This window comes from Microbacterium sp. NPDC077184 (genome assembly GCF_040687055.1).
In the GTDB taxonomy this organism is placed as follows: domain Bacteria; phylum Actinomycetota; class Actinomycetes; order Actinomycetales; family Microbacteriaceae; genus Microbacterium.
The window spans coordinates 67623-94314 of sequence record NZ_JBFBMM010000008.1; the positions used below are offsets into that span (position 1 = coordinate 67623).

The 26692-nt window shown below is 68.0% G+C and carries 27 protein-coding genes and 3 tRNA genes; 13 read left to right on the top strand and 17 right to left on the bottom strand.

Going from position 1 to position 26692, the window contains the following annotated elements; translation table 11 throughout:
* Window positions 1-289: 289 nt before the first annotated feature.
* Window positions 290-814, bottom strand: coding sequence for a hypothetical protein (locus AB0O93_RS13935; protein WP_363344352.1), 525 nt, complete (start codon window positions 812-814; stop codon window positions 290-292).
* 112 nt (window positions 815-926) lie between these two features.
* Window positions 927-1010 (bottom strand) — tRNA-Leu (locus tag AB0O93_RS13940).
* A 225-nt stretch (window positions 1011-1235) separates the two neighbouring features.
* Here AB0O93_RS13940 and AB0O93_RS13945 point away from each other — a divergent pair.
* The 7 genes from AB0O93_RS13945 (at window position 1236) to pknB (ending at window position 10204) form a co-directional block, all read left to right on the top strand.
* The gene (locus tag AB0O93_RS13945; protein ID WP_363344354.1) at window positions 1236-1979 is read left to right on the top strand and encodes a DUF3662 and FHA domain-containing protein; all 744 of its coding nucleotides are present in this window, start codon (window positions 1236-1238) and stop codon (window positions 1977-1979) included.
* The gene (locus AB0O93_RS13950; protein WP_363344356.1) at window positions 1976-2548 is read left to right on the top strand and encodes an FHA domain-containing protein; all 573 of its coding nucleotides are present in this window, start codon (window positions 1976-1978) and stop codon (window positions 2546-2548) included. Before AB0O93_RS13945 ends, AB0O93_RS13950 begins: the two co-directional genes overlap by 4 nt.
* A gap of 14 nt (window positions 2549-2562) precedes the next feature.
* Window positions 2563-3801: a PP2C family serine/threonine-protein phosphatase gene (locus AB0O93_RS13955; RefSeq protein WP_363344358.1), complete on the top strand. Its 1239-nt coding sequence runs from the start codon at window positions 2563-2565 to the stop codon at window positions 3799-3801.
* Entirely contained in the window at window positions 3798-5204 is a 1407-nt protein-coding gene (locus AB0O93_RS13960) for an FtsW/RodA/SpoVE family cell cycle protein (protein WP_363344360.1), read from the top strand. The genes AB0O93_RS13955 and AB0O93_RS13960 overlap by 4 nt, the downstream gene beginning before the upstream one ends.
* Before the next feature lies 1 nt (window position 5205).
* Window positions 5206-6663, top strand: a complete 1458-nt coding sequence (locus tag AB0O93_RS13965; RefSeq protein WP_363344362.1) for a penicillin-binding transpeptidase domain-containing protein — start codon at window positions 5206-5208, stop codon at window positions 6661-6663.
* Window positions 6660-8414: a serine/threonine protein kinase gene (locus tag AB0O93_RS13970; RefSeq protein WP_363344364.1), complete on the top strand. Its 1755-nt coding sequence runs from the start codon at window positions 6660-6662 to the stop codon at window positions 8412-8414. Before AB0O93_RS13965 ends, AB0O93_RS13970 begins: the two co-directional genes overlap by 4 nt.
* Window positions 8415-8512: 98 nt before the next feature.
* Window positions 8513-10204 carry a Stk1 family PASTA domain-containing Ser/Thr kinase gene (gene pknB, locus AB0O93_RS13975; protein ID WP_363344366.1) on the top strand — a complete coding sequence of 564 codons (1692 nt, stop codon included), beginning with the start codon at window positions 8513-8515 and terminating at the stop codon, window positions 10202-10204.
* On the opposite strand, the gene AB0O93_RS13980 is transcribed toward pknB, so the two are convergent.
* From AB0O93_RS13980 to AB0O93_RS13990, 3 genes are read right to left on the bottom strand one after another with little or no spacing between them, the layout of a single operon-like run.
* Window positions 10186-10821 (bottom strand): gamma-glutamyl-gamma-aminobutyrate hydrolase family protein, encoded by a 636-nt coding sequence (locus AB0O93_RS13980; RefSeq protein ID WP_363344368.1) that lies wholly within the window; start codon window positions 10819-10821, stop codon window positions 10186-10188. The genes pknB and AB0O93_RS13980 overlap by 19 nt on opposite strands.
* Window positions 10822-10831: 10 nt before the next feature.
* Window positions 10832-10987, bottom strand: a complete 156-nt coding sequence (locus tag AB0O93_RS13985) for a hypothetical protein (protein ID WP_363344370.1) — start codon at window positions 10985-10987, stop codon at window positions 10832-10834.
* Complete coding sequence (locus AB0O93_RS13990) at window positions 10987-11763, bottom strand: class E sortase (RefSeq protein WP_363344372.1); 777 nt, start codon at window positions 11761-11763, stop codon at window positions 10987-10989. Before AB0O93_RS13990 ends, AB0O93_RS13985 begins: the two co-directional genes overlap by 1 nt.
* A 54-nt stretch (window positions 11764-11817) precedes the next feature.
* On the opposite strand from AB0O93_RS13990, the gene AB0O93_RS13995 reads away from it, so the two are divergent.
* Window positions 11818-12057 carry a cell division protein CrgA gene (locus AB0O93_RS13995; RefSeq protein WP_053546700.1) on the top strand — a complete coding sequence of 80 codons (240 nt, stop codon included), beginning with the start codon at window positions 11818-11820 and terminating at the stop codon, window positions 12055-12057.
* A 107-nt stretch (window positions 12058-12164) separates the two neighbouring features.
* Here the strand turns inward: AB0O93_RS13995 and AB0O93_RS14000 are convergent, their stop codons facing one another.
* Together AB0O93_RS14000 and AB0O93_RS14005 are read right to left on the bottom strand one after the other, a co-directional pair.
* The gene (locus AB0O93_RS14000; protein ID WP_363344374.1) at window positions 12165-13037 is read right to left on the bottom strand and encodes a rhomboid family intramembrane serine protease; all 873 of its coding nucleotides are present in this window, start codon (window positions 13035-13037) and stop codon (window positions 12165-12167) included.
* 10 nt (window positions 13038-13047) lie between these two features.
* Window positions 13048-13620, bottom strand: a complete 573-nt coding sequence (locus AB0O93_RS14005; protein ID WP_363344376.1) for a peptidylprolyl isomerase — start codon at window positions 13618-13620, stop codon at window positions 13048-13050.
* Between the two features lie 96 nt (window positions 13621-13716).
* Between AB0O93_RS14005 and AB0O93_RS14010 the strand changes: the two genes are divergently transcribed.
* On the top strand, window positions 13717-14301 hold the full coding sequence (locus tag AB0O93_RS14010) for a DNA helicase (RefSeq protein WP_363344378.1): 585 nt from the start codon (window positions 13717-13719) through the stop codon (window positions 14299-14301).
* Window positions 14294-14767, top strand: coding sequence for a YbaK/EbsC family protein (locus AB0O93_RS14015; RefSeq protein ID WP_363344380.1), 474 nt, complete (start codon window positions 14294-14296; stop codon window positions 14765-14767). The genes AB0O93_RS14010 and AB0O93_RS14015 overlap by 8 nt, the downstream gene beginning before the upstream one ends.
* A 28-nt stretch (window positions 14768-14795) precedes the next feature.
* Here AB0O93_RS14015 and AB0O93_RS14020 read toward each other — a convergent pair whose 3' ends face one another.
* The 10 genes from AB0O93_RS14020 to dnaA form a co-directional block, all read right to left on the bottom strand.
* On the bottom strand, window positions 14796-15221 hold the full coding sequence (locus AB0O93_RS14020; protein ID WP_363344382.1) for an NUDIX hydrolase: 426 nt from the start codon (window positions 15219-15221) through the stop codon (window positions 14796-14798).
* Window positions 15222-15294: 73 nt separating this feature from the next.
* A tRNA-Ala gene (locus AB0O93_RS14025) sits at window positions 15295-15367 on the bottom strand.
* 11 nt (window positions 15368-15378) lie between these two features.
* A tRNA-Ile gene (locus AB0O93_RS14030) sits at window positions 15379-15455 on the bottom strand.
* A gap of 88 nt (window positions 15456-15543) precedes the next feature.
* The gene (locus AB0O93_RS14035) at window positions 15544-15948 is read right to left on the bottom strand and encodes a DUF3566 domain-containing protein (protein WP_053546705.1); all 405 of its coding nucleotides are present in this window, start codon (window positions 15946-15948) and stop codon (window positions 15544-15546) included.
* A gap of 37 nt (window positions 15949-15985) precedes the next feature.
* Window positions 15986-18544: a DNA gyrase subunit A gene (gyrA, locus tag AB0O93_RS14040; RefSeq protein ID WP_363344384.1), complete on the bottom strand. Its 2559-nt coding sequence runs from the start codon at window positions 18542-18544 to the stop codon at window positions 15986-15988.
* Window positions 18545-18593: 49 nt separating this feature from the next.
* Window positions 18594-20636 carry a DNA topoisomerase (ATP-hydrolyzing) subunit B gene (gene gyrB / locus AB0O93_RS14045; protein WP_363344386.1) on the bottom strand — a complete coding sequence of 681 codons (2043 nt, stop codon included), beginning with the start codon at window positions 20634-20636 and terminating at the stop codon, window positions 18594-18596.
* Window positions 20637-20757: 121 nt separating this feature from the next.
* Window positions 20758-21267, bottom strand: coding sequence for a DciA family protein (locus tag AB0O93_RS14050; protein ID WP_363344388.1), 510 nt, complete (start codon window positions 21265-21267; stop codon window positions 20758-20760).
* The gene (gene recF, locus AB0O93_RS14055; RefSeq protein WP_363344390.1) at window positions 21254-22447 is read right to left on the bottom strand and encodes a DNA replication/repair protein RecF; all 1194 of its coding nucleotides are present in this window, start codon (window positions 22445-22447) and stop codon (window positions 21254-21256) included. Before recF ends, AB0O93_RS14050 begins: the two co-directional genes overlap by 14 nt.
* 49 nt (window positions 22448-22496) lie before the next feature.
* Window positions 22497-23648 carry a DNA polymerase III subunit beta gene (gene dnaN, locus AB0O93_RS14060; RefSeq protein WP_363344392.1) on the bottom strand — a complete coding sequence of 384 codons (1152 nt, stop codon included), beginning with the start codon at window positions 23646-23648 and terminating at the stop codon, window positions 22497-22499.
* Window positions 23649-24105: 457 nt separating this feature from the next.
* A complete protein-coding gene (gene dnaA / locus AB0O93_RS14065; protein WP_363344394.1) occupies window positions 24106-25542 on the bottom strand; it encodes a chromosomal replication initiator protein DnaA in 1437 nt (478 codons plus the stop codon).
* A 309-nt stretch (window positions 25543-25851) separates the two neighbouring features.
* Here dnaA and rpmH point away from each other — a divergent pair, with 309 nt between their 5' ends.
* The 3 genes from rpmH to yidD are packed head-to-tail and all read left to right on the top strand — an operon-like array spanning window position 25852 to window position 26692.
* A complete protein-coding gene (gene rpmH, locus AB0O93_RS14070; protein WP_053546712.1) occupies window positions 25852-25989 on the top strand; it encodes a 50S ribosomal protein L34 in 138 nt (45 codons plus the stop codon).
* 8 nt (window positions 25990-25997) lie between these two features.
* Window positions 25998-26339 carry a ribonuclease P protein component gene (gene rnpA / locus AB0O93_RS14075; protein WP_363344396.1) on the top strand — a complete coding sequence of 114 codons (342 nt, stop codon included), beginning with the start codon at window positions 25998-26000 and terminating at the stop codon, window positions 26337-26339.
* Window positions 26336-26692 carry a membrane protein insertion efficiency factor YidD gene (gene yidD / locus AB0O93_RS14080; protein ID WP_363344398.1) on the top strand — a complete coding sequence of 119 codons (357 nt, stop codon included), beginning with the start codon at window positions 26336-26338 and terminating at the stop codon, window positions 26690-26692. The genes rnpA and yidD overlap by 4 nt, the downstream gene beginning before the upstream one ends.

The following is a 26692-nucleotide window of genomic DNA, read 5'->3' on the forward strand; positions in this document are numbered from 1 at the left end:
GGGCGTCGGACGCGGGGTCCCACGTTCTCCAGATCGCGCTTCTCCCGACGAGAGAGCACAACGAACTCGAAAGGTATGAGCATCAGAGCGATAGCCAGCATCACCCCACTGGTAACTACCTTGCGTGTCACGGAGTAGTCAGGGAACAACCAGATGATGGCGAAGGCGGGAGCGAACGTGAGAAGCCGGTACGCCCACCACCGCGCGAAGCCGCGGCCCCTCAGGACGCTGTCGTCTGCCACACGTCCCATCACACCACTCCGGCCTGCGCGGAGGACAGCGTCAAGATTCATTCCGGTACTGCGAGCGCGCGTTCAGCCTGCCGTTCCCGAAGCCACGCCCGAATGGCAGCGACCTGGTTCTCCGAGTCGGACTCGTTCGCGAAGAACGACGGGACGTTGACGCGCGAGCCGTCCACGAGGACGAAGTCCGGCGCGCAGTAGACCGAACGTCCGATCAGGGCGCCGTACCAGATCCCGAGCATCACGAACGTGCCGGCGGACAGTGCCGAAACCCCGGTGATGTCCTCGGTCCGAATGCGGCGCCGGGTGAGGCAGCCGACGATGCTCACCTCGTCGGGAGTGAAGTCGATGTGAACGAACGGCAATCGCACGAACAACACCAGAAGCAACAACAGCCATAGCCCCGAGACCACGCCCACGATGATCGCGACGGGAGGGAGATACAGCCAGAGCGCGAAAGTGATCGCCGGCCAGTAGAGGAACTGCACCGCGGCGTTCATCGGCCCGAGGAACGGCAGTCGTCCCCGGCGCAGTCGACCCACGGCGGGGAGCGGGCGCACGTTCGTCGTCACGCTCGACATCCTCTCGGATTCCCCACGGCGCCCGAGCCGCCGCACACCGCATCCGGAAACGACGAAGCCGGCCGGGGATCTCTCCACCGACCGGCTGTCCGCACATTCGCTGTGCGCGAGGGGGGACTTGAACCCCCACGCCCTTGCGGGCACTGGCACCTGAAGCCAGCGCGTCTACCTATTCCGCCACTCGCGCGAACGGCAGTCACCTGCCGACGCAACTGTGCGAGGATATCACGCCCGAATCCGCCCGCGGAATCGCGCGCGAGCGCCTGGACGGGGCAGAATGGCGCAAGGACGCACCCGACCCGCCCGACGGCGGCCCGACCGCCCGCACTTCCCTCCCTCCGTCCACTCGCACGGCACCGATGCTCATGTGCAATTACCATGTACCAACCGGAACCGCCCTCCGAGGAGCCCCGTGGGACTACTTGACAGCTTCGAGAAAGGTCTCGAGCGCGCCGTGAACAGCGCGTTCGCGAAGACCTTCCGCAGCGGCATCCAGCCCGTCGAGATCGCCTCCGCCCTCCGCAGCGAACTCGACAAGAAGGCCGCCGTCGTCACCCGCGACCGCATCCTCGCGCCCAACACCTTCGCCGTGCGCCTCGCCCCCGCCGACGACGAGAAGATGGCGGCCCTCGGCGGCGCCCTCATCCACGAGCTCGACACATTGGTGCACACCCACGCCAAGGCTCAGGGCTACAGCTTCGCCGGCCCCGTATCGATCACCCTCGAGCGCGACCCGCAGCTGTCCACCGGCACCCTCCGCGTCGACAGCGCCACCGCTCAGGGCGGCGAGGTCTCCTGGCGCGGCGTCGTCGACATCGACGGCAAGCGCCACACCCTCGCCAAATCACGCACCGTCATCGGTCGCGGCAGCGACGCCGACATCACCATCCCCGACTCCGGCACCTCGCGCCGACACGTCGAGATCCTGTGGGACGGCGAGCGCGCGATGGTGCGCGATCTGAAGTCCACGAACGGCACCAAACTCAACGGGCAGAAGGTCGGCGAAGCCGCCCTCGCCCCCGACTCGGTGGTCACCATCGGCCGCACCGAGATCATCTTCCGCGTGGTCGCCCAGGCCACTCCGCCGCGCCCGCCCCTCCCGGCGGCCGACGCGACGCGGGCCTACGATCTGCGCGAAGGCGGACCCCTCGCATGAGTGAACTGACCCTCCTGCTGCTGCGCATCGGCTTCCTCGTCCTCCTCTGGGCGTTCGTCTTCGGCGTCGTCTATTCGCTCCGCGCCGACCTGTTCGGTGTGAAGGTCCGACGGATGCCCGAGCCCGCCGAGGCCGGCGCACCCGCCGCTGCGAGCCCCGCGGCAGCCGCCGCTGCGCCCGCCGCCCCGCGCGCGAACACCACCGCCCCCGTGGCCGACCGCCCGGCATCCGGATCCGCGCCCCGCGCCGGCACCAAGGGTGGAGCGGCGACGACGACGTCCGCGACGCGCATCGTGATCACGTCGGGTCCGAAGGCGGGACTCGAGCTCCCGCTCGGCAGCGAACCCCTCACGATCGGTCGCTCGAGCGAGTCGGGTCTCGTGATCCGCGATGACTACACCTCCAGCCACCACGCCCGCCTCGTCCTGTGGGGCGAGCAGTGGATGCTGCAAGACCTCGACTCGACGAACGGGACCTGGCACGACGGCGCCCGCGTGTCGACGCCCGTCCCGGTGACCCTGGGCGCCCCCATCAAGGTCGGCGCGACGACCTTCGAGCTGCGGGCGTAAGCGGAACCCTCACCATGGTCTTCCAGGGCTCGAGCGCCGCGATCTCGCACACCGGCAAGGTGCGCTCCAACAACCAGGACTCCGGGTACGCCGGATCCAACCTTTTCCTCGTGGCCGACGGCATGGGTGGACATGCCGGCGGCGACGTCGCCTCGAGCATCGCCGTCACCCGGCTGGAGCAGCTCGACCACCCCTACGCGTCGCCGTCGGATGCCGAACGGGCCCTGCGGGACGGCGTCTCGGAGACCGCCCGCGCGCTGATCGACACCGTGGACGTCCGCCCCGAACTCGCCGGGATGGGCACGACCGTCAGCGCCATGGTGATGGTCAACGACTACGCCGTCATCGCGCACATCGGCGACTCGCGGATCTACCTGTACCGCGACGACGAGCTCACCCAGATCACCACCGACCACACGTTCGTCCAGCGCCTGGTCGATTCCGGCCGCATCACACCGGAGGAGGCGCGCTACCACCCGCGTCGATCGGTCCTCATGCGGGTGCTCGGCGACATGGACCCGAACCCCGAGCTCGACACGTTCATCATGCCGACGCAGCCGGGCGACCGCTGGCTGCTCTGCTCGGACGGCCTCTCCGGCGTCGTCGACGACGCCCACACGGCGAAAGCGCTCAGCCAGGGCCTCACGCCCGGCCGCACCGCCGACATCCTGCTCAAGCAAGCCCTCGACGGGGGCGCTCCCGACAACGTCACGATCGTCATCGCCGACGTCGGCGGCGCGCATCCGGTGTTCTCCGGGACACCCACGATCGTCGGCTCCGCCTCCAACCCGCAGGGCATCGAGGTGCCCGCCGCCCGCCCCGGACGCACCAGCTGGCTGCACCCGAACCGGCAGGCCGCGAACGAGCCGACGCACTTCGAGCCGGCCGCGGAGTTCCTCGAGGAGCTCATCGAGGAAGACCGTCGACGCGGCCGTCGCCGCCGGTTCGGCTGGATCATCGGCGTGGTGCTCGTCCTCGGCATCCTCGCCGTGGGCCTGTGGGGCGGCTACCAGTGGACCCAGACGCGCTACTACGTCGGCGCCGACGAGGACACCGTGGTGATCTTCCGCGGCGTCCAGCAGGACATCGGCCCGATCTCGCTGTCCACGCCGTACGAAGACACCGGCATCCCGCTCGATTCGCTTCCGGAATTCGCGCAGGCGACCATCGAGCAGACCATCTCGGCGAGCTCCCTCCTAGACGCACGTCGTATCGTCGCCACGATCAGTGAGACGGCAGGAGGAGGCGGATGAGCGCGGCACCGGCACGCCCCGACGCACCCGATACGGTCTCGAGCGACACCGCCGTCATCCGGGCCCTGCGGCGCCTGCGCGTCCCGCAGACCCAGCGCAACCGCGAGCTCGCCCTGCTGATCTTCGCGCTCGCGCTGACCTGGTCCGCCGTCGCGCTGGTCCAGCTCGGCGCGCTCGGAGAGATCAACTGGCGCTTCCTCGTCTACTGCGGCGGGCTCACGGCCCTCGTCGTCGCCCTCCACATCGTGCTGCGCCTGGTGGCGAGGGATGCCGACCCCTTCGTCGTGCCGATCGCGACGCTCCTCACCGGGCTCGGGATCGCGATGATCTACCGGCTCGACATCGCCGCGATCCGCTTCGGCTGGGGTGCCTTCTCCACGCGCCAGCTGGCGTGGGCGGGCATCGCGGTGGTCCTGGCCATCGCCGTGGTCGTCGTTCTGAAGAACTACCGAGTGCTCTTCCGGTACACCTACATCTTCGGTTTCGTCGGCATCCTGCTGCTCGTCCTCCCGGTCATCCCCGGCCTCAGCGCCGGCGGCAACGCCGACGTGTGGGTGGACGTCGGCTTCTTCACGTTCCAGCCGGGCGAGCTGGCGAAGCTGTGCCTGGCGATCTTCTTCGCCGGCTACCTCGTGCGCACCCGGGAGAGCCTGACGACCACCGGCACCAAGGTCCTCGGCATGACGTGGCCGCGCGCACGCGAGCTCGGCCCGGTCCTCGTCTTCTGGCTCGTCTCGCTCGGGATCATCGTGCTCCAGCGCGATCTCGGCACGGGTCTTCTCATCTTCGGCATGTTCGTGGCGATGCTCTACGTCGCCACGGGCAAGACCGGCTGGGTGCTCATCGGGCTCGTCCTCGTCGCCGTCGGCGCCTTCGCGGCATCCCGCGTCCTGCCCTACGTGCAAGGACGCTTCACGAACTGGCTCGACGCCTTCAACCCGGCCGTGGTCGACGCCCCCGGCGGCAGCTACCAGCTCGTGCAGGGCATCTTCGGCCTCGCGCAAGGCGGCCTCGTCGGCACGGGTCTCGGCCAGGGCCGTCCGTACCTGACGCCGGTCGCCGAGAGCGACTACATCCTGCCGAGCCTCGGCGAGGAGCTCGGTCTCATCGGCGTCTTCGCGATCCTCTGCCTGTACATGGTCTTCACGAGCCGCGGCATCCGCATCGGACTCGCCGGCCAGGACGACTTCGGCAAGCTCCTCGCGACCGGGCTGTCGTTCACCATCGCCCTGCAGGTGTTCATCATGGTCGGCGGTGTGACGCGCGTGATCCCGCTGACCGGCCTCACGACCCCGTTCCTCGCCGCGGGCGGGTCCTCCCTCGTGGCGAACTGGATCATCGTGGCCCTTCTGCTGCGGATCTCGGATGCCGTCCGCAGTCGTCCCCGGGTGGTGATCGGCTGACATGACCAAAGAACTCCGACGCCTCAGCATCGTGATGCTGGCGATGTTCCTCGCCCTCTTCGGATCGGTCAGCTGGATCCAGGTGGTGCAGGCGGATGCTCTGCAGCAGAACTCGCAGAACACCCGGGCGCTCTACGACTCCTACGAGGTCCAGCGCGGCTCGATCATCGCCAGCGGCGCCGCGATCGCCTCTTCGGTGCCGTCCGACGATGTGTACAGCTGGCAGCGCCAGTACGTCGACCCCGACATGTGGGCGCCCGTCACCGGCTACATCAACCCCGCACTGGGCGCCGCCACCGGACTCGAGCTGGCGATGAACCAGCCGCTGAGCGGCACCTCCGGGTCGCAGTTCTTCTCGCGCCTCGACCGCATCATCACCGGGCAGCCGCCGCGCGGGTCCAACGTCTCCCTGACGCTGGATGCCGAGGTCCAGCGGGCCGCGTACGACGCACTCGGCGACCTCGAGGGCGCTGTCGTGGCGATGGACCCGTCCACGGGCCGCATCCTCGCCCTCGTGTCCAGCCCGAGCTTCGACACGAACCTCCTCGCCTCGCACATCACGGCCGAGGTCAACGAGGCGTACGACGCACTGGTCGCCGACCCGGGCAAGCCTCTGTCGAACCGAGCGATCGCGGGCGACCTGAACCCGCCCGGATCCGTGTTCAAGCTCGTGGTCGCCTCCGCCGCCCTCGCCTCCGGCGAGTACACGCCCGAATCCACCTTCCCCAACCCCGCCTCATACCGCCTGCCCCAGTCCTCCAGCGTTCTGCGCAACGCCAGCGGCGGCACGTGCGGCGAGGGCGAGGAGGTGACGCTGGAGACGGCGATGCGGCTGAGCTGCAACATCCCCTTCGCCGAGCTCGCCGTGGAGCTGGGGGATGACGCCATCCGCGAGGAAGCGGAGAAGTTCGGGTTCAACTCCAGCTTCGACATCCCGCTGACCTCGACGCCGTCGAGCTACCCCCGCGGACTCGACGACGCCCAGACCGCCCTGACCGGGTTCGGACAGGGCCAGGTCACCGCGACACCGCTTCAGATCGCGATGGTCTCCGCCGGCATCGCGAATGAGGGTCTCGTGATGAACCCGCAGATGATCCGCCGCGTGATCGGCCCGGATCTGTCGGTCCAGCAGACCTTCGACCCGACCGAGTACGGCCGCGCGATGGAGCCGGATGTCGCCGCGGACCTGCTCGAGATGATGGTCGCCAATGTCTCGGACGGCGTGGCGTCGGGTGCAAGAATAGACGGGGTCGACGTGGCCGGTAAGACCGGTACCGCGGAGAACGGTGCGGGTGCGCCGTACACACTGTGGTTCACCGGATTCGCTCCGGCGGAGGACCCCCAGGTCGCCGTGGCCGTCGTGGTCGAGGACGGCGGCGGGCAGGGACAATCGGGCAGCGGCAACACCATCGCCGCGCCCATCGCGAAACAGGTCATGGAGGCGGTGCTGGGCAGATGAGACCGACGCAAGGAGTGACCTTCGGCGGCCGCTACGAGCTGGATTCGCGAATCGCGATCGGCGGCATGGGTGAAGTGTGGGAAGCCACCGACCATGTCATCGGGCGGACCGTCGCGATCAAGATCCTCAAAGACGAGTACATGGGGGATCCCGGCTTCCTCGAGCGCTTCCGCGCCGAAGCCCGGCACGCCGCCCTCGTCAACCACGAGGGCATCGCCAGCGTCTTCGACTACGGCGAGGAGGCCGGCTCGGCGTTCCTCGTCATGGAGCTCGTCCCCGGCGAGGCCCTGTCGACGATCCTCGAGAGGGACGGATCGCTCTCCAGCGACAAGACCCTCGACATCGTCGCGCAGACCTCCTCCGCGCTGCAGGCCGCGCACGCCGCAGGACTCGTGCACCGCGACATCAAGCCCGGCAACCTCCTCATCACCCCCGACGGTCGGGTGAAGATCACCGACTTCGGCATCGCGCGCATCGCCGACCAGGTTCCGCTCACCGCGACCGGTCAGGTCATGGGCACCGTCCAGTACCTCTCGCCCGAGCAGGCGTCCGGTCACCCGGCCTCCCCCGCGACGGACGTGTACTCCCTGGGCATCGTCGCGTACGAGTGCCTGGCGGGTCGCAGGCCGTTCACCGGCGAATCGCAGGTCGCGATCGCGATGGCGCAGATCAACGAGCAGCCCCCGCCGCTGCCGGCGACCGTCGCCGTCCCGGTGCAGAACCTCGTCATGGCGATGATCGCCAAGAAGCCCGAGGAGCGCCCCGCCACCGCGGCCGCCGTCGCTCGCGCGGCGACCGCCCTCCGTCACGGCGACATGGCCGCCGCCGTCGCCGCGGTCCCCGCCGTCGCCGGCGCCGGCAGCGTCGACGACGTGACGCAGCTGCTCACCCCGGGTAGTGACACCCAGGCCGCCACGCGGCTCCTGCCCGCCACGGCCGCCCTCCCTCTCGACGCGGATGCCGATCCCGACGCCGAAGCGACGACCGAGAAGAAGAAGCGGAGCCCCTGGACGTGGCCGCTGATCGCGCTCATCGTCCTCCTGCTCCTGGTGCTCGGCGGAACGCTGTGGGCGGTCCTCGCGAACCAGGGCGAGCCGGAGCCCGGTCCCACGTCGCCCTCCCCGACCCGGACGACGTCGACCCCCACACCCGATCCCACGCCCACCGAGGAGCGGATCGACGTCAACTCGCTCGGACTCATCGGCCTGTCGTGCGATGACGCCCGCGGCGTCCTCGAGAGCAACGACCTGGTCGCCAGCTGCACGCCCGGCAACGCCGCCCCCACCGAGGGCGAGGTCGGGCTGGTCTACACCGTCGACCCGACCGGACGCGTCCCCGCCGGCACGACGATCAACCTCACCGCCTACGGCGAGCAGACGGCTCTCGAGACCCCCGGAGCTCCGGCGCTGAACTCGCCGACGGTGGCCCCCGGCGGCACGATCGATGTCAGCTGGCCCGGGTACACGTGCCCGGCGGGCGAAGGGTCTCCGAGCGCGTACAACTTCACCGCTTCCAACGGCACGTTCGCGAACGGACAGTCGTCCTCGTCCTTCGGCGCGAACGACCGGAACGCGCAGATCACGATCCCGAACAACGGCAGCGGCACGCTCATCGTGACCTACACGGTCACCTGCTCGGGCGGACCGTCGGCTGAGCGCACCTCGCCGACGTCGCCCGAGGCCACGGCGACGATCGAGCAGCCCCCGGCCCCCGGCCCGACGCCCGACCCGAACCCGACCACGGACGAGTAAGGCGCGGAGCATCCGACATCGCCCGGGCGGCGGCCTGTTCTCAGGTCGCCGCCCGGGCGCTCGGCTAGTGTGGCTGATGTTCCAGACAGGGGGAGACAGTGACCGCTGATCCGCGCGTGCTTTCCGGCCGCTACCGCATCGACGAGCCCATCGGGCGCGGCGGGATGGCCAGCGTCTACCGCGGATACGACCTCACCCTCGGGCGCGAGGTGGCCATCAAGATCCTCGATCGCGACCTCGCCGGCGACAACGCGTTCCGTACGCGGTTCCGCCTCGAGGCGCAGGCGGCCTCCCGAATGGCCCACCCCACCATCGTCCGCGTCTTCGATGCCGGCGAGGATTCCGAGACCGGCAAGGACGGCGTCGTCCGCCCCGTGCCGTTCATCGTGATGGAGCTCGTCAAGGGCGCGCTGCTCAAGGACATCATCGCCGAGGGCCCGGTTCCCCTCGACGATGCGATCCGGTACGTCGACGGCATCCTCGAGGCCCTCGAGTACTCGCACCGCGCCGGTGTTGTCCACCGCGACATCAAGCCCGGCAACGTCATGGTGACGGATGCCGGTCAGGTGAAGGTCATGGACTTCGGCATCGCCCGCGCGGTGTCGGACAGCTCCTCGACCGTCGCCGAGACGACGGCCATCATCGGGACCGCGTCGTACTTCTCGCCGGAGCAGGCCAAGGGCGAACCCGTCGACGCACGCGCCGATCTGTACTCCACCGGCGTCGTGCTCTACGAGCTGCTCGCCGGGCGCCCGCCGTTCCGCGGCGAGTCGCCGGTCGCCGTCGCCTATCAGCACGTCAGCGAAGCTCCCGTCGCGCCGTCCGAGATCCGCGACACCGTCCCGCGATCCCTGGATGCCGTCGCGCTGCGATCGCTGGCCAAGGACCCCTTCCAGCGCTACCAGGATGCCGCGAGCTTCCGTGAGGCGCTCGACGCGACCATCGACGGGCGTGCGCCGTCCAAGCGCGCGCTCGGGGCGCTCACGAGCGAGCTGTACGGGCCCAACCCCCGTCAGGCGGCCGAGACGGCGCGCTCCCTCCGCCAGCTGAGCACCGACACGACGATGAAGCGCACGCAGGCCGGGCCCCCGGTCGCGTGGATCTGGTCGGGGGTGGCGGTCCTCGCCGTCCTCCTCATCTCCGTCGTCATCTGGGTGCTGTCCCTCCAGCCCACCGACGTCCCCACGAACGCCGCCGTCGTGCCGGACGTCTCCGGCATGACATACGACCGCGCGAATGCGGAGCTCGCCGACGCCGACCTCCTCGCCATCCGCGTGGAGGAGGACTCCATCGACGTCGCCGTCGGCAACGTGATCCGCACCGAGCCCGCCCCCGGCACCTCCATGTCGCCCGGACAGGAGGTGCGGGTGTTCGTCTCGCGCGGTCAGGAGCTGGCCACCGTCCCTGAGCTCGCGGGGCTCACCCGTGACGAAGCCACCGCGGCGCTCGAGCAGGCGGGCCTCACCCTCGGCACCGTCAGCTCGCGGAACGACCCGGCGCTGGCCGAGAACATCGTGATCTCCGCCGACCAGACGGCGGATTCCTCCATCGCGGTGGGCACCGCCGTGAACCTGGTGGTCGCCTCCGGTCGCGTGACGATCAACGACGTCACCGGCTACACGCTGGAGGCCGCGACGCGTGAACTGGAAGCGCTCGAACTCACCGTGGTCCCGCAGGAGGACGGCGCCTGCGCGGCGACGGATCCCCCGACGGTCACGGCGCAGTCCCTCGCCCCCGGCGATGTGCCCTACCGCTCCGAGATCACCCTCACCTACTGCACCGGCGCCTGACGCGGAGTGAGGCGCGCGCCCCGCTCCGCGGCGACGGTGGACCCCGCCTCGGCGAGCCAGTTGCCGAGCAGCCGATGTCCGCCCTCGGTGAGGACGCTCTCGGGGTGGAACTGCACGCCCACGACGGGTGCGCTGCGGTGTCGGATCCCCATGACGACCCCGCTGTCGGTCCGCGCCGTGACCACGATCTCCGCCGGCAGGGTCTCCTCGACCACGGCGAGGGAGTGGTAGCGCGTGGCGGTGAAGGGATCGGCCAGCCCGGCGAAGAGGGGATCGCCTCCGTGGTGCACGGGAGAGGTGATCCCGTGCATCAGTTCCGGCGCGTGGTCGACGCGCGCGCCGAAGGCTTCCGCGATCGCCTGGTGTCCGAGGCACACGCCGAGGAGCGGGATGCCGGCATCGACGGCCGCGCGGACGACGTCGATCGACGCGCCGGCGTCCGCGGGACGGCCCGGACCGGGGGAGACCAGCACCCCGGAGTATCCGCGGACCGCTGCAGCGGCATCCGTGATGTCATCGGCCTCCCGAAGATCGGTGGCGGCCCCGAGCTGGTGCAGGTAGTCCACGAGGGTGTGGACGAAGCTGTCATGGTTGTCCACGACGAGCACGGCGTTCACGCGCGTGCGCTCACTCGACCGTGACCTCCTGCGGGTTGACGAACTCGCTCACCCACGGGAAGACGTAGAAGGCCAGGGCGTAAAGCACCGCGGTCAGGAGGATCAGGACGATGAGGAGGCGGATCCACCACGGGCCGGGAAGGATCCGCCACAGCGCGCCGTACATCAGGCCAGTCCTTCGCTGAGGGCCGCAGGCGGGCCGTCGGCGTAGGGCGTGAACGACTCGAACACGCCGTAGCCGACGATACGCTCGGCCAGGGAGAACATCGGGGAGCAGCTGGTCAAGGTGATGTACTTTCCGTTGGCGGGGACATCCGGCTGCTGCGGCACGGGGCGGAGCACATCGGTCTCGCTCGGGGTGACGTACTCCAGCGTCCGGAAGCGGTAGGTGTACCACCCGGCGGGGGTCTCCACCACGATCGCATCGCCCACCTTCAGCTCGGCGATGCGGTTGAACGGGGCGCCGTAGGTGGTGCGGTGCGCGGCGACGGCGAAGTTGCCCTCCTCGCCCGGCATCGCCGTCCCGGGGTAGTGACCGATCCCGATGGGGTCCAACGTGCCGGCGCGGGTCACGCCGCCCGCCATCTGCACGGCGTAGTCGTCACCGAAACGCGGGACGCGCATGATGCCGAACACCTCGGTGTCGGCAGGTTCCGGCAGGATGACCGGCTCGCCGGATGCCGGCTCCTCGGTGGGGAGCACCTCACCGTCCGGCTCGGGCGGTGTGTACTGCTCCGCCCACGTCTGGGAGAGCTCTTCCGCGGCGGCGTTGTTCTGCGCACCGTAGATGAGGTCGCCGACCCACAGCTGCCACACGACGTACAGCATGACCAGCACACCGGCGGTGATGAGCAGTTCGCCGAAGACGCCGATGACCGAGACACGCCGCCGAGGACGAGGGCGCGCGGTCGCCTGACGCCTGCTCGCTCGGGTCTGCTCCACCCGGCGATTCTCGCATAGGGCGGTGGGAGGTTCCTCCCGGCTAGAATCGAGGGCATGGCACGACGCGGCAACGACGAAGACTCGCTGATCGAGCGCGCGGAAGGTGAGGCCGCGCCCAACCCGGTGTGGTTCAAGCCCATCATGATCGGCCTCATGCTGGTCGGGCTGGTGTGGATCCTCGTGTTCTACCTGAGCGGGATGCAGTTCCCCATCCCCGGCATCGCCGGGTGGAACCTCGTCGTGGGCTTCGGCATCGCCTTCATCGGCTTCCTGATGACCACGCGCTGGCGCTGATCACCCGTCGGATTTCAGGAATTACACGCGTGTGATTCATCCCCAACTGGGGATAGACCTGTGGATAACTTTCCACCCCGACCGCGCGGGTCCCGAAGGCGCGATGCTCAGATGAGCACCGGCACGAACAGGAGCGCCACCAGCACTGCGGCGACCGCCGCGAGCAGGAGGATCTGCACCGCCCGCTGACTCTTCTTCTTCGTCCGCGTGAAGAGGAACCCGATCGCAAGCCCCGTCAGCAGCCCGCCGATGTGGGCCTGCCACGACACGTTGAAGCCCGGGATGAAGCCGATCACGAGGTTGATCCCGAGGATGATGGCGATCCCCGTGATGTTCGCGCCGATGTGACGACCGATGATCAACAGGGCGCCGAAGAGTCCGAAGATCGCACCGGATGCCCCGACGACGGGCGTCATCGGCGACAGCAGCGCGACCGCGACCGATCCGCCCACCGCGCTCAGCACGTAGAGCGTGAGGAACCGCCATCGCCCGAGGAGCGGCTCGAGACTGCGGCCGATCAGCCACAGCGCCAGCATGTTGAGTCCCACGTGCCAGAAACCGGAGTGCACCAGCGCCACGGTGACGAGCCGCCACGGCTGGAACGCCCCCTCCGAGTAGATGTAGGGCGCCCAGAAAAGCAGGGCGTTCTCGACCTGCGGACCGAGCACGGGGATCAGCTGCAGGAGGAAGACGAACGCGGTCAGCGCGATGATCGCGTAGGTCACGATCGGGCGCCCCCCGGAGACGGCCATCGCCATCGGCCGCGCGCGCGACCAGCGACGTTCCGCCTTCTTCTGCGCCGGGGACTGCGCCTTCTGCTGCTCTTTCATGCACTCCGGGCAGACGACGCCGACGGCGGCCGGGGTCTGGCATTCCGGGCAGATGGTGCGCAGGCACCGCTGGCACAGCACGAAGCTCTGCCGGTCGGGATGCCGGTAGCAGTAGTTCTCGCTGTTCCGGCGGAACTGATCGCTGGTCACGAAGGGCGGATCAGACCGAGACGATGTCGATCGACTGGATGACCACGGGCTCGACCGGACGGTCGCCGGCCGCGGTCGGGACGTCGCTGATCGTGTCGACCACGGCCTTCGAGGCGTCATCGGCGACCTCGCCGAAGATGGTGTGCTTGCCCTGCAGCCACTCGGGGCCGCGACCACCCTGGCCGGGGACGGTGATGAAGAACTGCGAACCGTTGGTGCCCTGCACCTCACCCGTGATGGCGTTGCGGCGCGAGCCGGCGTTGGCCATGGCCAGCTTGTAGGGCTCGGTGAAGGTCAGCTCCGGGCTGATCTCGTCGTTGAAGGTGTAACCGGGACCGCCGGTGCCGACACCGAGCGGGTCGCCGCCCTGGATCATGAAGCCCGCGATGATGCGGTGGAAGATGACGTCCTTGTACAGGGGGCCTTCGCCGGCGGCGCCGGTGGACGGGTGCGTCCAGGACGCGGACCCGTCGGAGAGGCCGATGAAGTTCTGAACCGTGCGGGGGGCGTGGTCGCCGAAGAGGTTGACGACGATATCGCCGTAGTTGGTGTGCAGGGTGGCGACAGCGGTGTGGATGGGCATGGATAACATTCTTCCAGAGTTCTGTCCAACCCCTGCCGTCGAGAAGGCGGTCTGGCAGGATGGGATCACATCAGTCCGGGCCGAATGGAGGGCACTGTGAGCCTCAGCCGTAAGCGCAAGAAGGAACTCCGCAAGCTCCAGAAGCAGGCGAACAGCCTGTGGGAGTCGCAGCAGGTTCTCGTGAACGAAGCCGCGGGCATCGCACGGGAGGCGGGGCACCAGCTCGGCAACTTCCGGCGCGAGCAGATCACGCCGCAGGTGAAGCAGGGGTACGAGAAGTATGCAGCCCCCTATGTGGACAAGAGCGTGACCGCGTCGCGGCGCGTGCTCAACGACGCGGTCGTTCCGGCCGCGGGTGCCGTCGTGGGTTCCGCACTGTCGGTGTGGGATGCCGCCAATGACACGCGTGCGCGCTTCGCCGCCGGCAAGGGCCTGTCCCTCCCCGACGCGAAGAAGTACGCCAAGAAGGCCGACAAGTACGGCGCGAAGGCGACGAAGAAGATCTCGTCGCAGCTCTCGGGCCTGCAGCCGAAGAAGAAGGGCATGGGCGCCGGCGGCGTCATCGCCATCGTCCTCGGTGCCGCCGCTGCCCTCGGCGTCCTCTACGCCGCGTGGCAGACGCTCCGCGCCGACGACGAGCTGTGGGTGGCGGACGACCCGCTGCGCGCACCGGATGAGTGATCCTCTCGCGCGGGTCCGCGATGCCGCCACGGCACGCGGCCTGACCGTCGAGTTCCGGGAACGCCCGGCCGCACACTCCCTCGAGGAGGCGGCCGGGCTTCTCGGTGTGTCGCCGTCGACGATCGTGAAGACCCTTGTGGTCAAGCGCAGCGACGACACCTATCTCTTCGCTCTGGTCCCCGGCGACCGCGGCATCTCCTGGCCGAAGCTCCGGGCGGTCGTGGGCGTTAACAAGTTGCAGCTCCCCGATCCCGATCGGGCGCTGGCGGCGACCGGCTACGAGCGCGGCACCATCGTCCCCATCGGAAGCACGACCGACTGGCCCGTCTACGCCGACGAGCGCATCGCCGGTCAGCGGATCGCCATGGGTGCCGGCGCCGACGGCTTCAGTCTCTTCGTCGACGCGGACGACCTGATCTCCGCCTACGGAGCGGTCGTGGCCGACATCTCGCAGCCCCTCGGCTGACGGCATCCGTTCGCACGGGTCCGCGGATTCACGCGTCGTCGTACATGCGCAGAGCGATGTCGACGAGCTTCACGCGCTGTAGCCGCCGCACGCTCGACCGGGGGAACCATTCCGCGCGGTCCGTGGAGCCGTCCACCTCGTTGCGCAGTTTCCCTCCGACGACCTCGGCGCGGTAGACGATGCGCAGGGTGTGCAGAGGAACGGTCGCGTCGTCGACCAGCCGCCGCGTCGGGGGGATCACCCGCGAGTGGATGCCGAGGAGACCCGTCAGCTCCACGCGGTAGCCGGTCTCCTCCCGCACCTCGCGGCGAGCCGCACGCTCGGGATCCTCGCCTGCCTCGAGCCCGCCGCCGGGAAGCGTCCACGCGGCGCGGCGTCCCTCGTTCCAGTGCGCCAGGAGAAGTCGATCATCCGGGTCGACGATGACGGCATACGCCGCGACCCGCAAATCCATGCTTCACCCTACGACGGATGGGGATCACCGTGGGAACGACGAAAGCCGGCCCGGAGGCCGGCTTTCCATCCTGTGGAGCCTGGGAGAATCGAACTCCCGACATCCTGCTTGCAAAGCAGGCGCTCTACCAACTGAGCTAAGGCCCCGAAATGTGCGGTGGTGGGGCTACCAGGACTTGAACCTGGGACCTCTTCATTATCAGTGAAGCGCTCTAACCGCCTGAGCTATAGCCCCGCTTGCGACCGGCGTTCGCACGTCGGTCAACCTCGAAGACTTTACCCGAATCGCGCGGTTTTCACGAATCGGGGCGACCTCCGGAAGGTCAGTTCGAGGTGAAGCCGACCAGCAGGCCGCCGGTCACCTTCACGGCGAGGTTGTAGATGCCGGCGGTGACCGCGCCGAGCACCGTCACCACCACGAGGTTCAGGATCGCCACGACCGCGGCGAACGCCAGAACCTGCGGGAGGCTGATGAACTGCGACAGCAGGAAGTTGCCGTCCGAGAAGCTGCCGAAGAACTCGTCCGCCCGGTCGATCAGGCCCGTCGTCTGCACGACGAGGTAGATCAGGACGAAAGACACCACCGTCACGATCGCGAGGGCGATCGCCGCGAGGAAGGACAGCTTGACCGCCGACCAGAAGTCGACGTACACCAGGCGCAGGCGGACCTGCTTGGCACTGGTCTTGCTGCTGGACTTGCGGGCGAGCTTGTCGGCTACCGTGCTCATGCGTCAATACTCTCTCGGATGGCGCCCTTCGGCGGAATCAAGGGGCTTCGGATTCGGTGCCCGATGCGGGCTCGGCTGCCTCGTCGCTCTCGACGGGCGCCTCCTCGGCCAGGCCTCGCTCACCGTTCCGAGCGATCGCGAGGATGCGATCTTCGTCATCGGGGCGGGCGAACACGACACCCATCGTGTCGCGACCCTTGGCGGGGACCTCGGCCACGGCAGAGCGTACCACCTTGCCGCTGGCAAGAACCACCAAGACCTCGTCCACCTCCGAGACGATCAGACCACCCGCGAGATCACCGCGTTCCTCGTGCAACTTGGCCACCTTGATGCCGAGTCCACCGCGATTCTGCGTCCGATACTGGTCGACCGCCGTGCGCTTGGCGTACCCGCCCTCGGTCACGACGAACACGAACGCGTCATCTCGGGCGACGGATGCCGACAGCAGCGAATCGTCGCCTCGGAAGTCCATGCCCTTCACGCCCTCGGTGGAACGTCCCATCGGTCGGAGCGAGGCATCCGTGGCCGTGAAGCGGAGCGACATGCCGTGCCGGCTGATGAGGAGGATGTCGTCGTCCTCGTCGACGAGCAGGGCGCTGACGAGCTCGTCGCCGTCCTCCTCGTCCTGACCGCGGAGGCGGATCGCGATGATGCCGCCCTGACGGTTGGTGTCGTACTCGGTGAGGCGGGTCTTCTTCACCAGGCCGCTGCGGGTGGCGAGCACCAGGTAGGCCGCAGCGGTGTAGTCGCGGATGTCGAGGATCTGCGCGATCTCCTCACCCGGCTGCAGTGCGAGGAGGTTCGCGACGTGCTGTCCCTTCGCGTCGCGACCGGCCTCGGGGACCTCGTAGCCCTTCGCGCGGTAGACCCGACCCTTGTTGGTGAAGAACAGCAGCCAATGGTGCGTCGTGGTGACGAAGAAGTGCTCGACCACGTCGTCGGCGCGCAGCTGTGCACCCTTCACACCCTTGCCGCCGCGGTGCTGCGAACGGTAGTTGTCGCTGCGCGTGCGCTTGATGTAGCCGTCGCGCGTGACGCTGACGACCATCTCCTCCTCGGGGATGAGATCTTCGACCGACATGTCTCCGTCGAAGCCGGGGAGGATGTGGGTGCGCCGGTCGTCGCCGAACTTGTCGACGATCGCGGTGAGCTCCTCGTGGATGATCGAGCGCTGCCGCGCCGGGGTGGCGAGGATGTCCTTGAAGTCCTCGATCCGCGCCTCGAGCTCGGTGGCCTCGTCGATGATCTTCTGTCGTTCCAGCGCGGCGAGGCGACGCAGCTGCATCGACAGGATCGCGTCGGCCTGGACGTCGTCGATGTCCAGCAGCGACTTCAGACCCGCGCGGGCTTCATCCACGGTCGGCGACCGGCGGATGAGCGCGATCACCTCGTCGAGCGCGTCGAGCGCCTTGAGGTACGCGCGCAGGATGTGCATGCGCTTCTCGGCCTCGCGGAGGCGATACGTCGTCCGGCGGACGATGACCTCGATCTGGTGCGTGATCCAGTACGAGATGAACCCGTCGAGCGGCAGGGTGCGGGGCACGCCGTCGACGATCGCGAGCATGTTCGCGCCGAAGTTCTCCTGCAGCTGCGTGTGCTTGTAGAGGTTGTTCAGCACGACCTTCGCCACCGCATCGCGCTTGAGCACGATGACCAGTCGCTGACCGGTGCGGTCGGAGGTCTCGTCGCGGATGTCGGCGATGCCGGTGATCTTGCCCTCGCGGGCGAGGTCGCTGATCTTCACCGCGACGTTGTCGGGGTTCACCTGGTACGGCAGCTCGGTGATCACCAGGCACGTGCGGCCCTGGATCTCTTCGATGCTGACGACGGCGCGCATCGTGATCGAGCCGCGACCGGTGCGGTACGCCTCCTTGATCCCCTTGGTACCGAGGATCTGCGCGGCGGTGGGGAAGTCGGGGCCGGGGATGCGCTCCATGAGCGCCTCGAGAAGTTCCTCGCGGGTGGCCTCGGGGTTCTCCAGCGCCCACAGCGCACCGGAAGAGACTTCGCGGAGGTTGTGCGGCGGGATGTTCGTCGCCATACCGACGGCGATACCCACGGAGCCGTTGACGAGCAGGTTCGGGAACCGCGCCGGCAGGACGGTCGGCTCCTGCGTCTGACCGTCGTAGTTGTCCTGGAAGTCGACGGTCTCCTCTTCGATGTCGCGCACCATCTCGAGCGCGAGCGGAGCCATCTTCGTCTCTGTGTAACGCTGGGCCGCAGCCCCCTGGTTTCCGGGAGAACCGAAGTTCCCCTGCCCGAGCGCGAGCGGGTAGCGCATCGACCACGGCTGGACGAGGCGGACCAGGGCGTCGTAGATCGCCGAGTCGCCGTGCGGATGGTACTGACCCATCACCTCGCCGACGACGCGGGCGCACTTCGAGAACGACTTGTCGGGACGGAAGCCGCCATCGTACATGCCGTAGAGCACGCGGCGATGCACGGGCTTGAGTCCGTCGCGGACATCCGGCAGCGCGCGACCGACGATGACGCTCATCGCGTAGTCGAGGTAGCTGCGCTGCATCTCGGCCTGCAGATCGACCTGGTCGATGTGGCCGTGGTTGTGTACGGCGGCGGGGCGCTCTTCGTCAGTCATGTGTTCTCAGTTCGATTCCGGTGGATTCCGTGCGCGTGCGGCGACGAGATCAGATGTCGAGGAAGCGGACGTCCTTGGCGTTGCGCTGGATGAACCCGCGCCGCGACTCGACGTCCTCGCCCATGAGCACGGTGAAGATCTCGTCGGCCGCGGCGGCGTCGTCGATCGTCACCTGCTTGAGGGTGCGGGTCTCGGGGTCCATCGTGGTCTCCCACAGCTCCTTGGCGTTCATCTCGCCGAGACCCTTGTACCGCTGCACGGAGTTGTCCTTGGGGATCCGCTTGCCGGAGGCGATGCCGTCGGCCAGCAGGGCGTCGCGCTCGCGATCGCTGAAGACGTACTCGTGGGGCGCGTTCGACCACTTCAGTCGGTACAGCGGCGGCTGTGCGAGGTAGACGAAGCCGGCCTCGATGAGCCCGCGCATGTAGCGGAAGAGCAGGGTCAGCAGCAGCGTGGTGATGTGCTGACCGTCGACATCGGCATCCGCCATCAGCACGATCTTGTGGTACCGCGCCTTCTCGATGCTGAAGTCCTCGCCGATGCCCGTGCCGAAGGCCTGGATCATCGCCTGGACTTCCTTGTTCGACAGCGCCTTGTCCAGGCGCGCGCGCTCGACGTTCAGGATCTTTCCGCGCAGGGCGAGGATCGCCTGCGTGTGCGGGTCACGACCCTGGACGGCCGAACCACCGGCGGAGTCACCCTCGACGAGGAAGATCTCACTGATCGACGGGTCCTTGCTCGTGCAGTCCTTCAGTTTGTCGGGCATCGCCGCCGACTCGAACACGCTCTTGCGTCGCGCGGTCTCACGGGCCTTGCGTGCCGCCATGCGCGCGGATGCCGCGTCGATGGCCTTCCGGACGACGTTCTTGGCCTGCACGGGATTGCGGTCGAACCAGTCGCCGAGTTTGTCGCCGACGACCTTCTGGACGAAGGCCTTGGCCTCCGTGTTGCCGAGCTTGGTCTTGGTCTGGCCCTCGAACTGAGGCTCGGAGAGCTTCACCGAGATGACGGCGGTCAGCCCTTCGCGGATGTCTTCACCCGTGAGGTTGTCGTCCTTCTCCTTGAGGAGGTTCTGCGCGCGCGCGTAGCGGTTCACCAGCGTGGTGAGCGCCGCCCGGAACCCCTCCTCGTGCGTGCCGCCCTCGTGGGTGTTGATGGTGTTGGCGAAGGTGAAGACGTTCTCGGTGTAGCTCGTGGTCCACTGCATCGCGAGCTCCATCGCGATCTTCCGCTCGGTGTCCTCCGACTCCACCTCGATGATGTCGTCGTTGACGACCTCCGCGTGGCGGACGCGGTTGAGGTGCTCGACGTAGTCGACGAGGCCCCTCTCGTAGAGGAAGCTGTCGCTGCGCGGCTGGGGTGCGGCATCCGCATCGGCGAGACCGTCGATGTCGACGAGCCCCTCCGGGCGCTCGTCGCGGAGACTGATGCGCAGGCCCTTGTTGAGGAACGCCATCTGCTGGAAGCGCGTGCGGAGCGTGTCATAGTCGAAGACGACCGTCTCGAAGATCGTGTCGTCGGGCCAGAACGTGATCGTCGTCCCGGTTTCGGTGCTGTCCTCGCCCTGGGCGAGCGGCGCCTGGGGCACACCACCGGTCGCGTACGACTGACGCCACACCGAGCCCTGGCGCTTGACCTCCACCTCGAGGCGGGAGGAGAGGGCGTTCACGACCGACGAACCGACGCCGTGCAGACCACCGGAGACCGCGTATCCGCCGCCGCCGAACTTTCCGCCGGCGTGCAGGACGGTCAGGACCACCTCGACCGTGGACTTGCCCTCGGTCTTGTGCATGTCTACCGGGATGCCGCGACCGTTGTCGACCACGCGCACCGCGCCGTCGGCGAGGATCGTGACCTCGATCGCGTCGCAGTAACCGGCGAGGGCTTCATCGACGGAGTTGTCGACGATCTCGTAGACGAGGTGGTGCAGACCCCGCTCACCGGTGGAGCCGATGTACATGCCGGGGCGCTTGCGCACGGCCTCGAGACCCTCGAGCACCTGGATGGCGTCGGCACCGTACTCGTTGGGGACCGCGGAGGACGGTGGCGATTCGGGTTCCTCGGGAACGCTTCCAGGGTTAACGGACGTCATAAGTGAGAGCGCTCCACATCGATGGGCAGGGGCCCGGTCAGTCTATCAACTTTGCCTCGCCGACAACGCCTCTACGCCCCTGTGGCGCGCGGAAATCGTTCTGGACGATATCGGACGTGGTTCAGCCGTAGGTATCGCGCGGGCCGCGCCCTGGAATCGTTCTGGGACCCCATTTCCACGAGGGGACGTCCGGTCCGACGAAACGGATGGTCTCGACCCCCGCCTCGGGGAACCGGCGCACGATCTCGGTGAGGATGTGCGCGCGCATGAGCTGCAGCTGCTTGGCCCACGCGGTGGAATCGGCCTGGACGGTGAGCGCACCCTCGGTGAACGCCACCGGTCGAGTGTGCTGCGCCGTCCCCTCGCCGGCCACCTCCGCCCACGCACGCACGACATCCTCACGGGCGAGTTCGCGGTCCCACCCCGATTCCCGGGTCAGGTCGGCGAGGACATCGGCGACCCCCTTCGGATCGCGACCCGCGGTGAAGGGTTGATTCTCGTCGTCATCGCGACGTCGACGCTTCTTGCGCCGCCACGACGCGGACGTCGGCTCGAGTCCGCGTAACCGCAGGTACGTCGCGACCGTCTCGGGGACGTCGGCGGCGGGCGCGGTGGTGTCAGTCTCCGGCATCCGCGTTCCCGACGATCGTGCCGGCCTCGACTCGCACGACCCGCGCGGTCAGCGCCTCCGGGACATCCTCGTCGACCGCCGCGGTCACGATGACCTGCTCGTAGTCGGCGGCGAGGGAGGCCAATCGCGTCCGACGTCCGGCATCGAGCTCGGCGAACACGTCGTCGAGGATCAGGACCGGATCGCCGCGCAGCGACTGCGCGCGTAGAAGTTCGGCGGAGGCGAGCCTCAGCCCGAGTGCCACCGACCACGACTCCCCGTGAGAGGCGTACCCCTTCACGGGCAGGCCGCGCACACGCAGGAGCAGATCGTCGCGGTGGGGCCCGACGAGCGTGATTCCGCGCTCGAGTTCCGCGGACCGCTTCGCCGCGAGGGCGGCCCGGAACCGCGCCGCGGTCACGTCCCCCTCTCCGGTGTCGTCGCTGGGGCCGGAAGCCGCGGGGTCGGCGGTGGGCGGTGCGTCCTCCGCATCGGGATCGAATCCCTCGATCGAACGCGACCACTCGATCTCGGGGCGGTGGTCGGCGCCGGCGATCGACGCGTACGCGGACGCGAGCGGACCTGCGAGCTCATCGGCGAGCTGCGCGCGCATCCGGATGATCTCCGTGCCGAGGGCGACCAGCTTGTCGTCCCACACATCGAGCGTCGACAGCGCTTCGCCGCGGATGCCGCGCGCCCGCGCCGACTTCAGCAGGGCGTTGCGCTGCTTGAGCACGCGATCGTAATCCCCGAGCACCCCGGACATGCGCGGGGACATCTGCACGAGCAGCTGATCCGCGAAGCGACGGCGCGCGGACGGATCGCCCCGCACGATTTGGAGGTCTTCCGGGGCGAAGAGCACGATCTGGGCGTAACGCGGGAGTTCGGCGGGCTTCACCGGAGAACCGTTGATGCGGGCCTTGTTCGTCCCCTGCCGATTGATCTGCACCTCGAGCAGCACCTGCCGGTCGGCATGTCGCAGGCGCGCCCGCACGATCGCCGCATCCACCCCGTCGCGGACCATCGGGGCATCGGTCGACACACGGTGCGATCCCAGGGTCGCGAGGAAACCGATCGCTTCCGCGAGGTTCGTCTTGCCCTGGCCGTTGCTGCCGACGAACACATTGGGTCCGGCGACGAGCGCGACCTCCGCTTCCGCGTAATTGCGGAAGTCACGGAGGCTCAGGTGCTCGACGATCACCGGTCAAGCCTAATCAGCGGCGCCGACACGACGTCGGTGCCGGCCTCCCTCACCGCAGGAGCAGGTTCGGCTGCAGCAGGTAGCGGAAGGACTCCTCGCCGGCGCGATCGACCGAGGTCTGCGGCGTGATGAGGACCGGGCTCAGCTTGTTCGCGTTGTCGCTCGAGGTGAACGTGATCCGCGCGAACTCGCTCTTGACCGCGCCGAGCGCTTCGAGGAGGTACTGGGGGTTGAGGCCCAGCGTGACATCCTCGCCGACGAGGTTCGCGTCGACCGACTCGGTCGCCCGCGCCTGCTCGGTGCCGGAGGCGTCCATCGACACGGCATCGGTGGTGAACGTGAAGCGCAGCGGAGCCGAGCGGTCGAGCACGAGTGCGACACGGCGCACCGCTTCGGCGAGCTCGGCGGTGTTCACGACGGCGTGGTGCTCGGTCTGCTCGGGGAACAGCCGGCGGACCGGCGGGAAGTTGCCCTTGATCAGAAGAGAGGTGACCGTCTTGTTTCCGGCGGTGAAGGCGATGATCTCGCGGTCGCCCGATCCGGAGAAGGCGATCGAGATGTCCCCGGAGTGGGAGAAGGTCTTGCCGACCTCGGTCAGGGTGCGGGCGGGCACGAGCGCCGTGGTGGCGTCATCCGAAGCCGATCCGCCGCCGTCCCACGGGATCTCGCGGAGGGCGACACGATAGCGGTCGGTCGCGACGAGGCTGAGATGGGTGCCCGAGACCTCGAGCTGCACACCGGTGAGGACGGGGGTGACGTCGTCGCGGGAGGCCGCGAAGGCGACCTGCGCGATGGCGGTGGCGAAATCCTCACCCGGCACGAGCCCCGAGTCGCCCGTGACCTCCGGGATCGCGGGGTATTCCTGAACCGGCATCGACGAGAGCGTGAAGCGTGCGGAACCGCAGGAGAGCAGGATGCCGCCGTCGTCGTCGACCTCGATCTGGATCGGAGCGTTCGGAAGACGGCTGGCGATCTCGGACAGCAGGCGCCCGTGCACGAGGATCGTGCCGGGATCGTCGATCGTGGCCTCGATCGTGGTGCGCGCCGATGCTTCGTAGTCGAAAGCGGACAACGACAGGCCGCTTTCGCCGGCTTCGATCAGCACACCGGCCAGGATCGGCTGCGGATTCCGCTGCGGAAGAAGCTTGACGACGAACGACACGGCTTCGCTGAACACATCACGATTGACGTGGAACTTCACGAATGCTCCCTTGACAGCGGGCTGGGCCCTCTCATGCTAGTCCCCGGTGAACCCTGCACCTGTGTCGGATGTGCGGGCGTCGCGGAGCGGCATCCGTTTCCCCGGTCGGTTCACGACAAGGTCATCGGCTCGACCCTTAATCCCTCTTTCTTTGTCATGGTGTTAACGCCTGTGGAAACTGTGGACAACGGGCTGGATCGCTTGCGGGACACCGGAATCACATTCGTGTGAGTTGTGGATCGGCTGCGGACGGAGGTGTGGTCGGTCGGCGACCGTCACGACGGTTATCCCCAGTTATCCACAGCCTTCCCCGGATCCTGCACAGGGATTCCGGCGTCGGGGAAAGTTATCCACAGCTTTTCCACACTGTGCAGAACACAGGCGAAACGCGGATTGTGCCGCCGCCGACGCGACGGTGTCAAGTGATTTCCGACCGTTTCGCGCGGCGGCGGAGAGGTCAGCGGCCGTTGCGGCCGAGCTGCGTGGTGATCTCGGTCACCTGGTTGTAGATGGAGCGGCGCTCCTTCATGAGATCGCTGATCTTCTTGTACGCGTACATCACCGTGGTGTGATCACGGTTGCCGAAGAGCTGACCGATCTTCGGGAGGGACAGGCTCGTCCGCTCCCGGCAGAGATACATGGCGATCTGTCGGGCGATCGCGACCGACTGCGAGCGGCTCGAGCCGTACAGATCGTCGACGGTGAGCTTGAAGTACTGCGCCGTGGCCGTGATGATGTCCGTCGGCGAGACGACGTTCGCGTCATCCTGATCGATGATGTCGCGGAGCACCGTCTGCGCGAGCGACATGTCGAGATTCGACCGGTTGAGGCTGGCGAACGCCGAGACGCGGATCAGAGCGCCCTCGAGTTCGCGGATGTTCGACGAGACGACCGTGGCGATGTACTCCATGACCTCGTCCGGGATGTGCAGTCGCTCGGACTGCGCCTTCTTCCGGAGGATCGCGATGCGCGTCTCGAGGTCGGGGGCCTGCACGTCGGTGATGAGACCCCACTCGAACCGGCTCCGCATGCGGTCTTCGAAGCCGGTGAGGTGCTTGGGCGGCACGTCGCTGGTGATCACGACCTGCTTGTCGTGATCGTGCAGCGTGTTGAAGGTGTGGAAGAACGCCTCCTGCGTCTCGGCGCGACCCTGCAGGAACTGGATGTCGTCGATCAGGAGGATGTCGACATCGCGGTACCGCGCCTGGAACGCCGAACCGCGGTTGTTCGCGATCGAGTTGATGAAGTCGTTCGTGAACTCCTCGCTCGAGACGTACCGGACGCGGATGCCGGAGTACAGGCTCATGGCGTAGTCGCCGATGGCGTGGAGGAGGTGGGTCTTGCCGAGACCCGAATCGCCATAGACGAAGAGCGGGTTGTACGCCTTCGCCGGTGCTTCGGCGACGGCGACGGCGGCGGCGTGGGCGAAGCGGTTGGACTGACCGATGACGAAGTTGTCGAACGTGTACTTCGGATTCAGCCGTGTGTCGGTGCGCGAGGCCGCCGACGAGACCTCCACCGGCTCCTCCAACGGTGAACGCGGGAGGGTGAACGTCTGCGCCGCCGTCATCGTGGCGGGGATCGCCTCCGGCTCCGGGTCGGAGTCGGCGCTCTCGATCAGCTCGGGGTTGACCACGACACGGAAGGTCGAGGCGGGAGCCTCATCCTGAGGAACCTTCGCAAGAGCCTCCATGATCGGCATCCGCATGCGCTTGGTGAACTGCGCGGCGGTGAGGTCGTTCGGCACGTCGAGATAGAGCGTGCCCCCCATGACGCCCTGCGGCACCGCGAGATTCAGGAAGCCGTGAAGCTGAGGGGTGATGCGATCGTCGACGGCGAGTTCGCCCAGCACCGCGGACCAGACGGGGACATCCGGTACATCGTGCGGTGACATGGTCCCCCCGGGGGTGTTGATTGTTGTGCACACTCCCGCGGAAACATCACGCCGGACCTGTGGATAACTGACTCAGACACGCTAGTCAGCGGCGCCCCCGGTATCAAGCCCGCGGGGTTCGATCCCGCGGTGTGTCGCATCTTCGCGAGGGTCGGGAGCTCGTGCATACTGGCCCGTTCAGTTCCCGGTTTGAGTTCTGACGCCTCTCGACGTAGCCTTAATCGGTTGACTTGTGCCTATCGGCCAGTCCCCATGTACGAGAGTCCCCGGTTTCGAGCGTCCCGGTGACCCTGACCCGGAAGATATCCCATGAGCAAGCGCACCTTCCAGCCCAACAACCGTCGTCGCGCCAAGAAGCACGGTTTCCGTGCCCGCATGCGCACGCGTGCCGGCCGTTCGATCCTCGCCGCGCGCCGTTCCAAGGGCCGCACCGAGCTCTCGGCCTGAGCCGAGCGGTGCTCGCGAGGCCGAATCGTCTCACCCGCGGCGCGGACTATAAAGCCGTCGTCCGTCGGGGGCGTCGATGCGCGGGCGCGCACACGATCACCTACGTCAGGACGACGGGGGAATCGGATGCCGTCCGCTTCGGCTTCATCGTGAGTAAGCAGGTCGGCGGAGCCGTCGTGCGCAACACGGTGCGCCGACGGCTCAAAGCTGTATCTGCGGGGGCTCTCGCGACCTCGCTGGTCGATGCCGGGACGGACGTGGTGATCCGCGCGCTACCCAGCGCGGCAACTGCGCCGTATGTCGAGCTCCGCGACGACGTCACGCGGTCTCTCTCCCGAGTCCGCGCATGAGCGTCCTGCCGTCGTACGCCGTCGGCGACGCGCATTTCGCGGCATCCGACTCCTTGCGCTCGGTTCCCCTCCTCCCGAGGAACGCGGTTCTCGCCTTTCTCCATGGGTATCGTGCGACGGTGTCTCCTATGTACGGAGACGTCTGCAAGTACTACCCGTCGTGTTCCGCGTATGCGGTCGGCGCGGTCCAGCAGCACGGGGCCGTCAAGGGAACGGTCATGGCGGCGGCGCGACTCGCGCGATGCCATCCCTGGGCCCTCGGCGGCGAGGATGACGTCCCGCCCCACAGAGACTTCCCGCACGCCCTGACCCCTCGGGGTTTCGTCGTGCCGTCCCCCACCGGAAAGGACTGA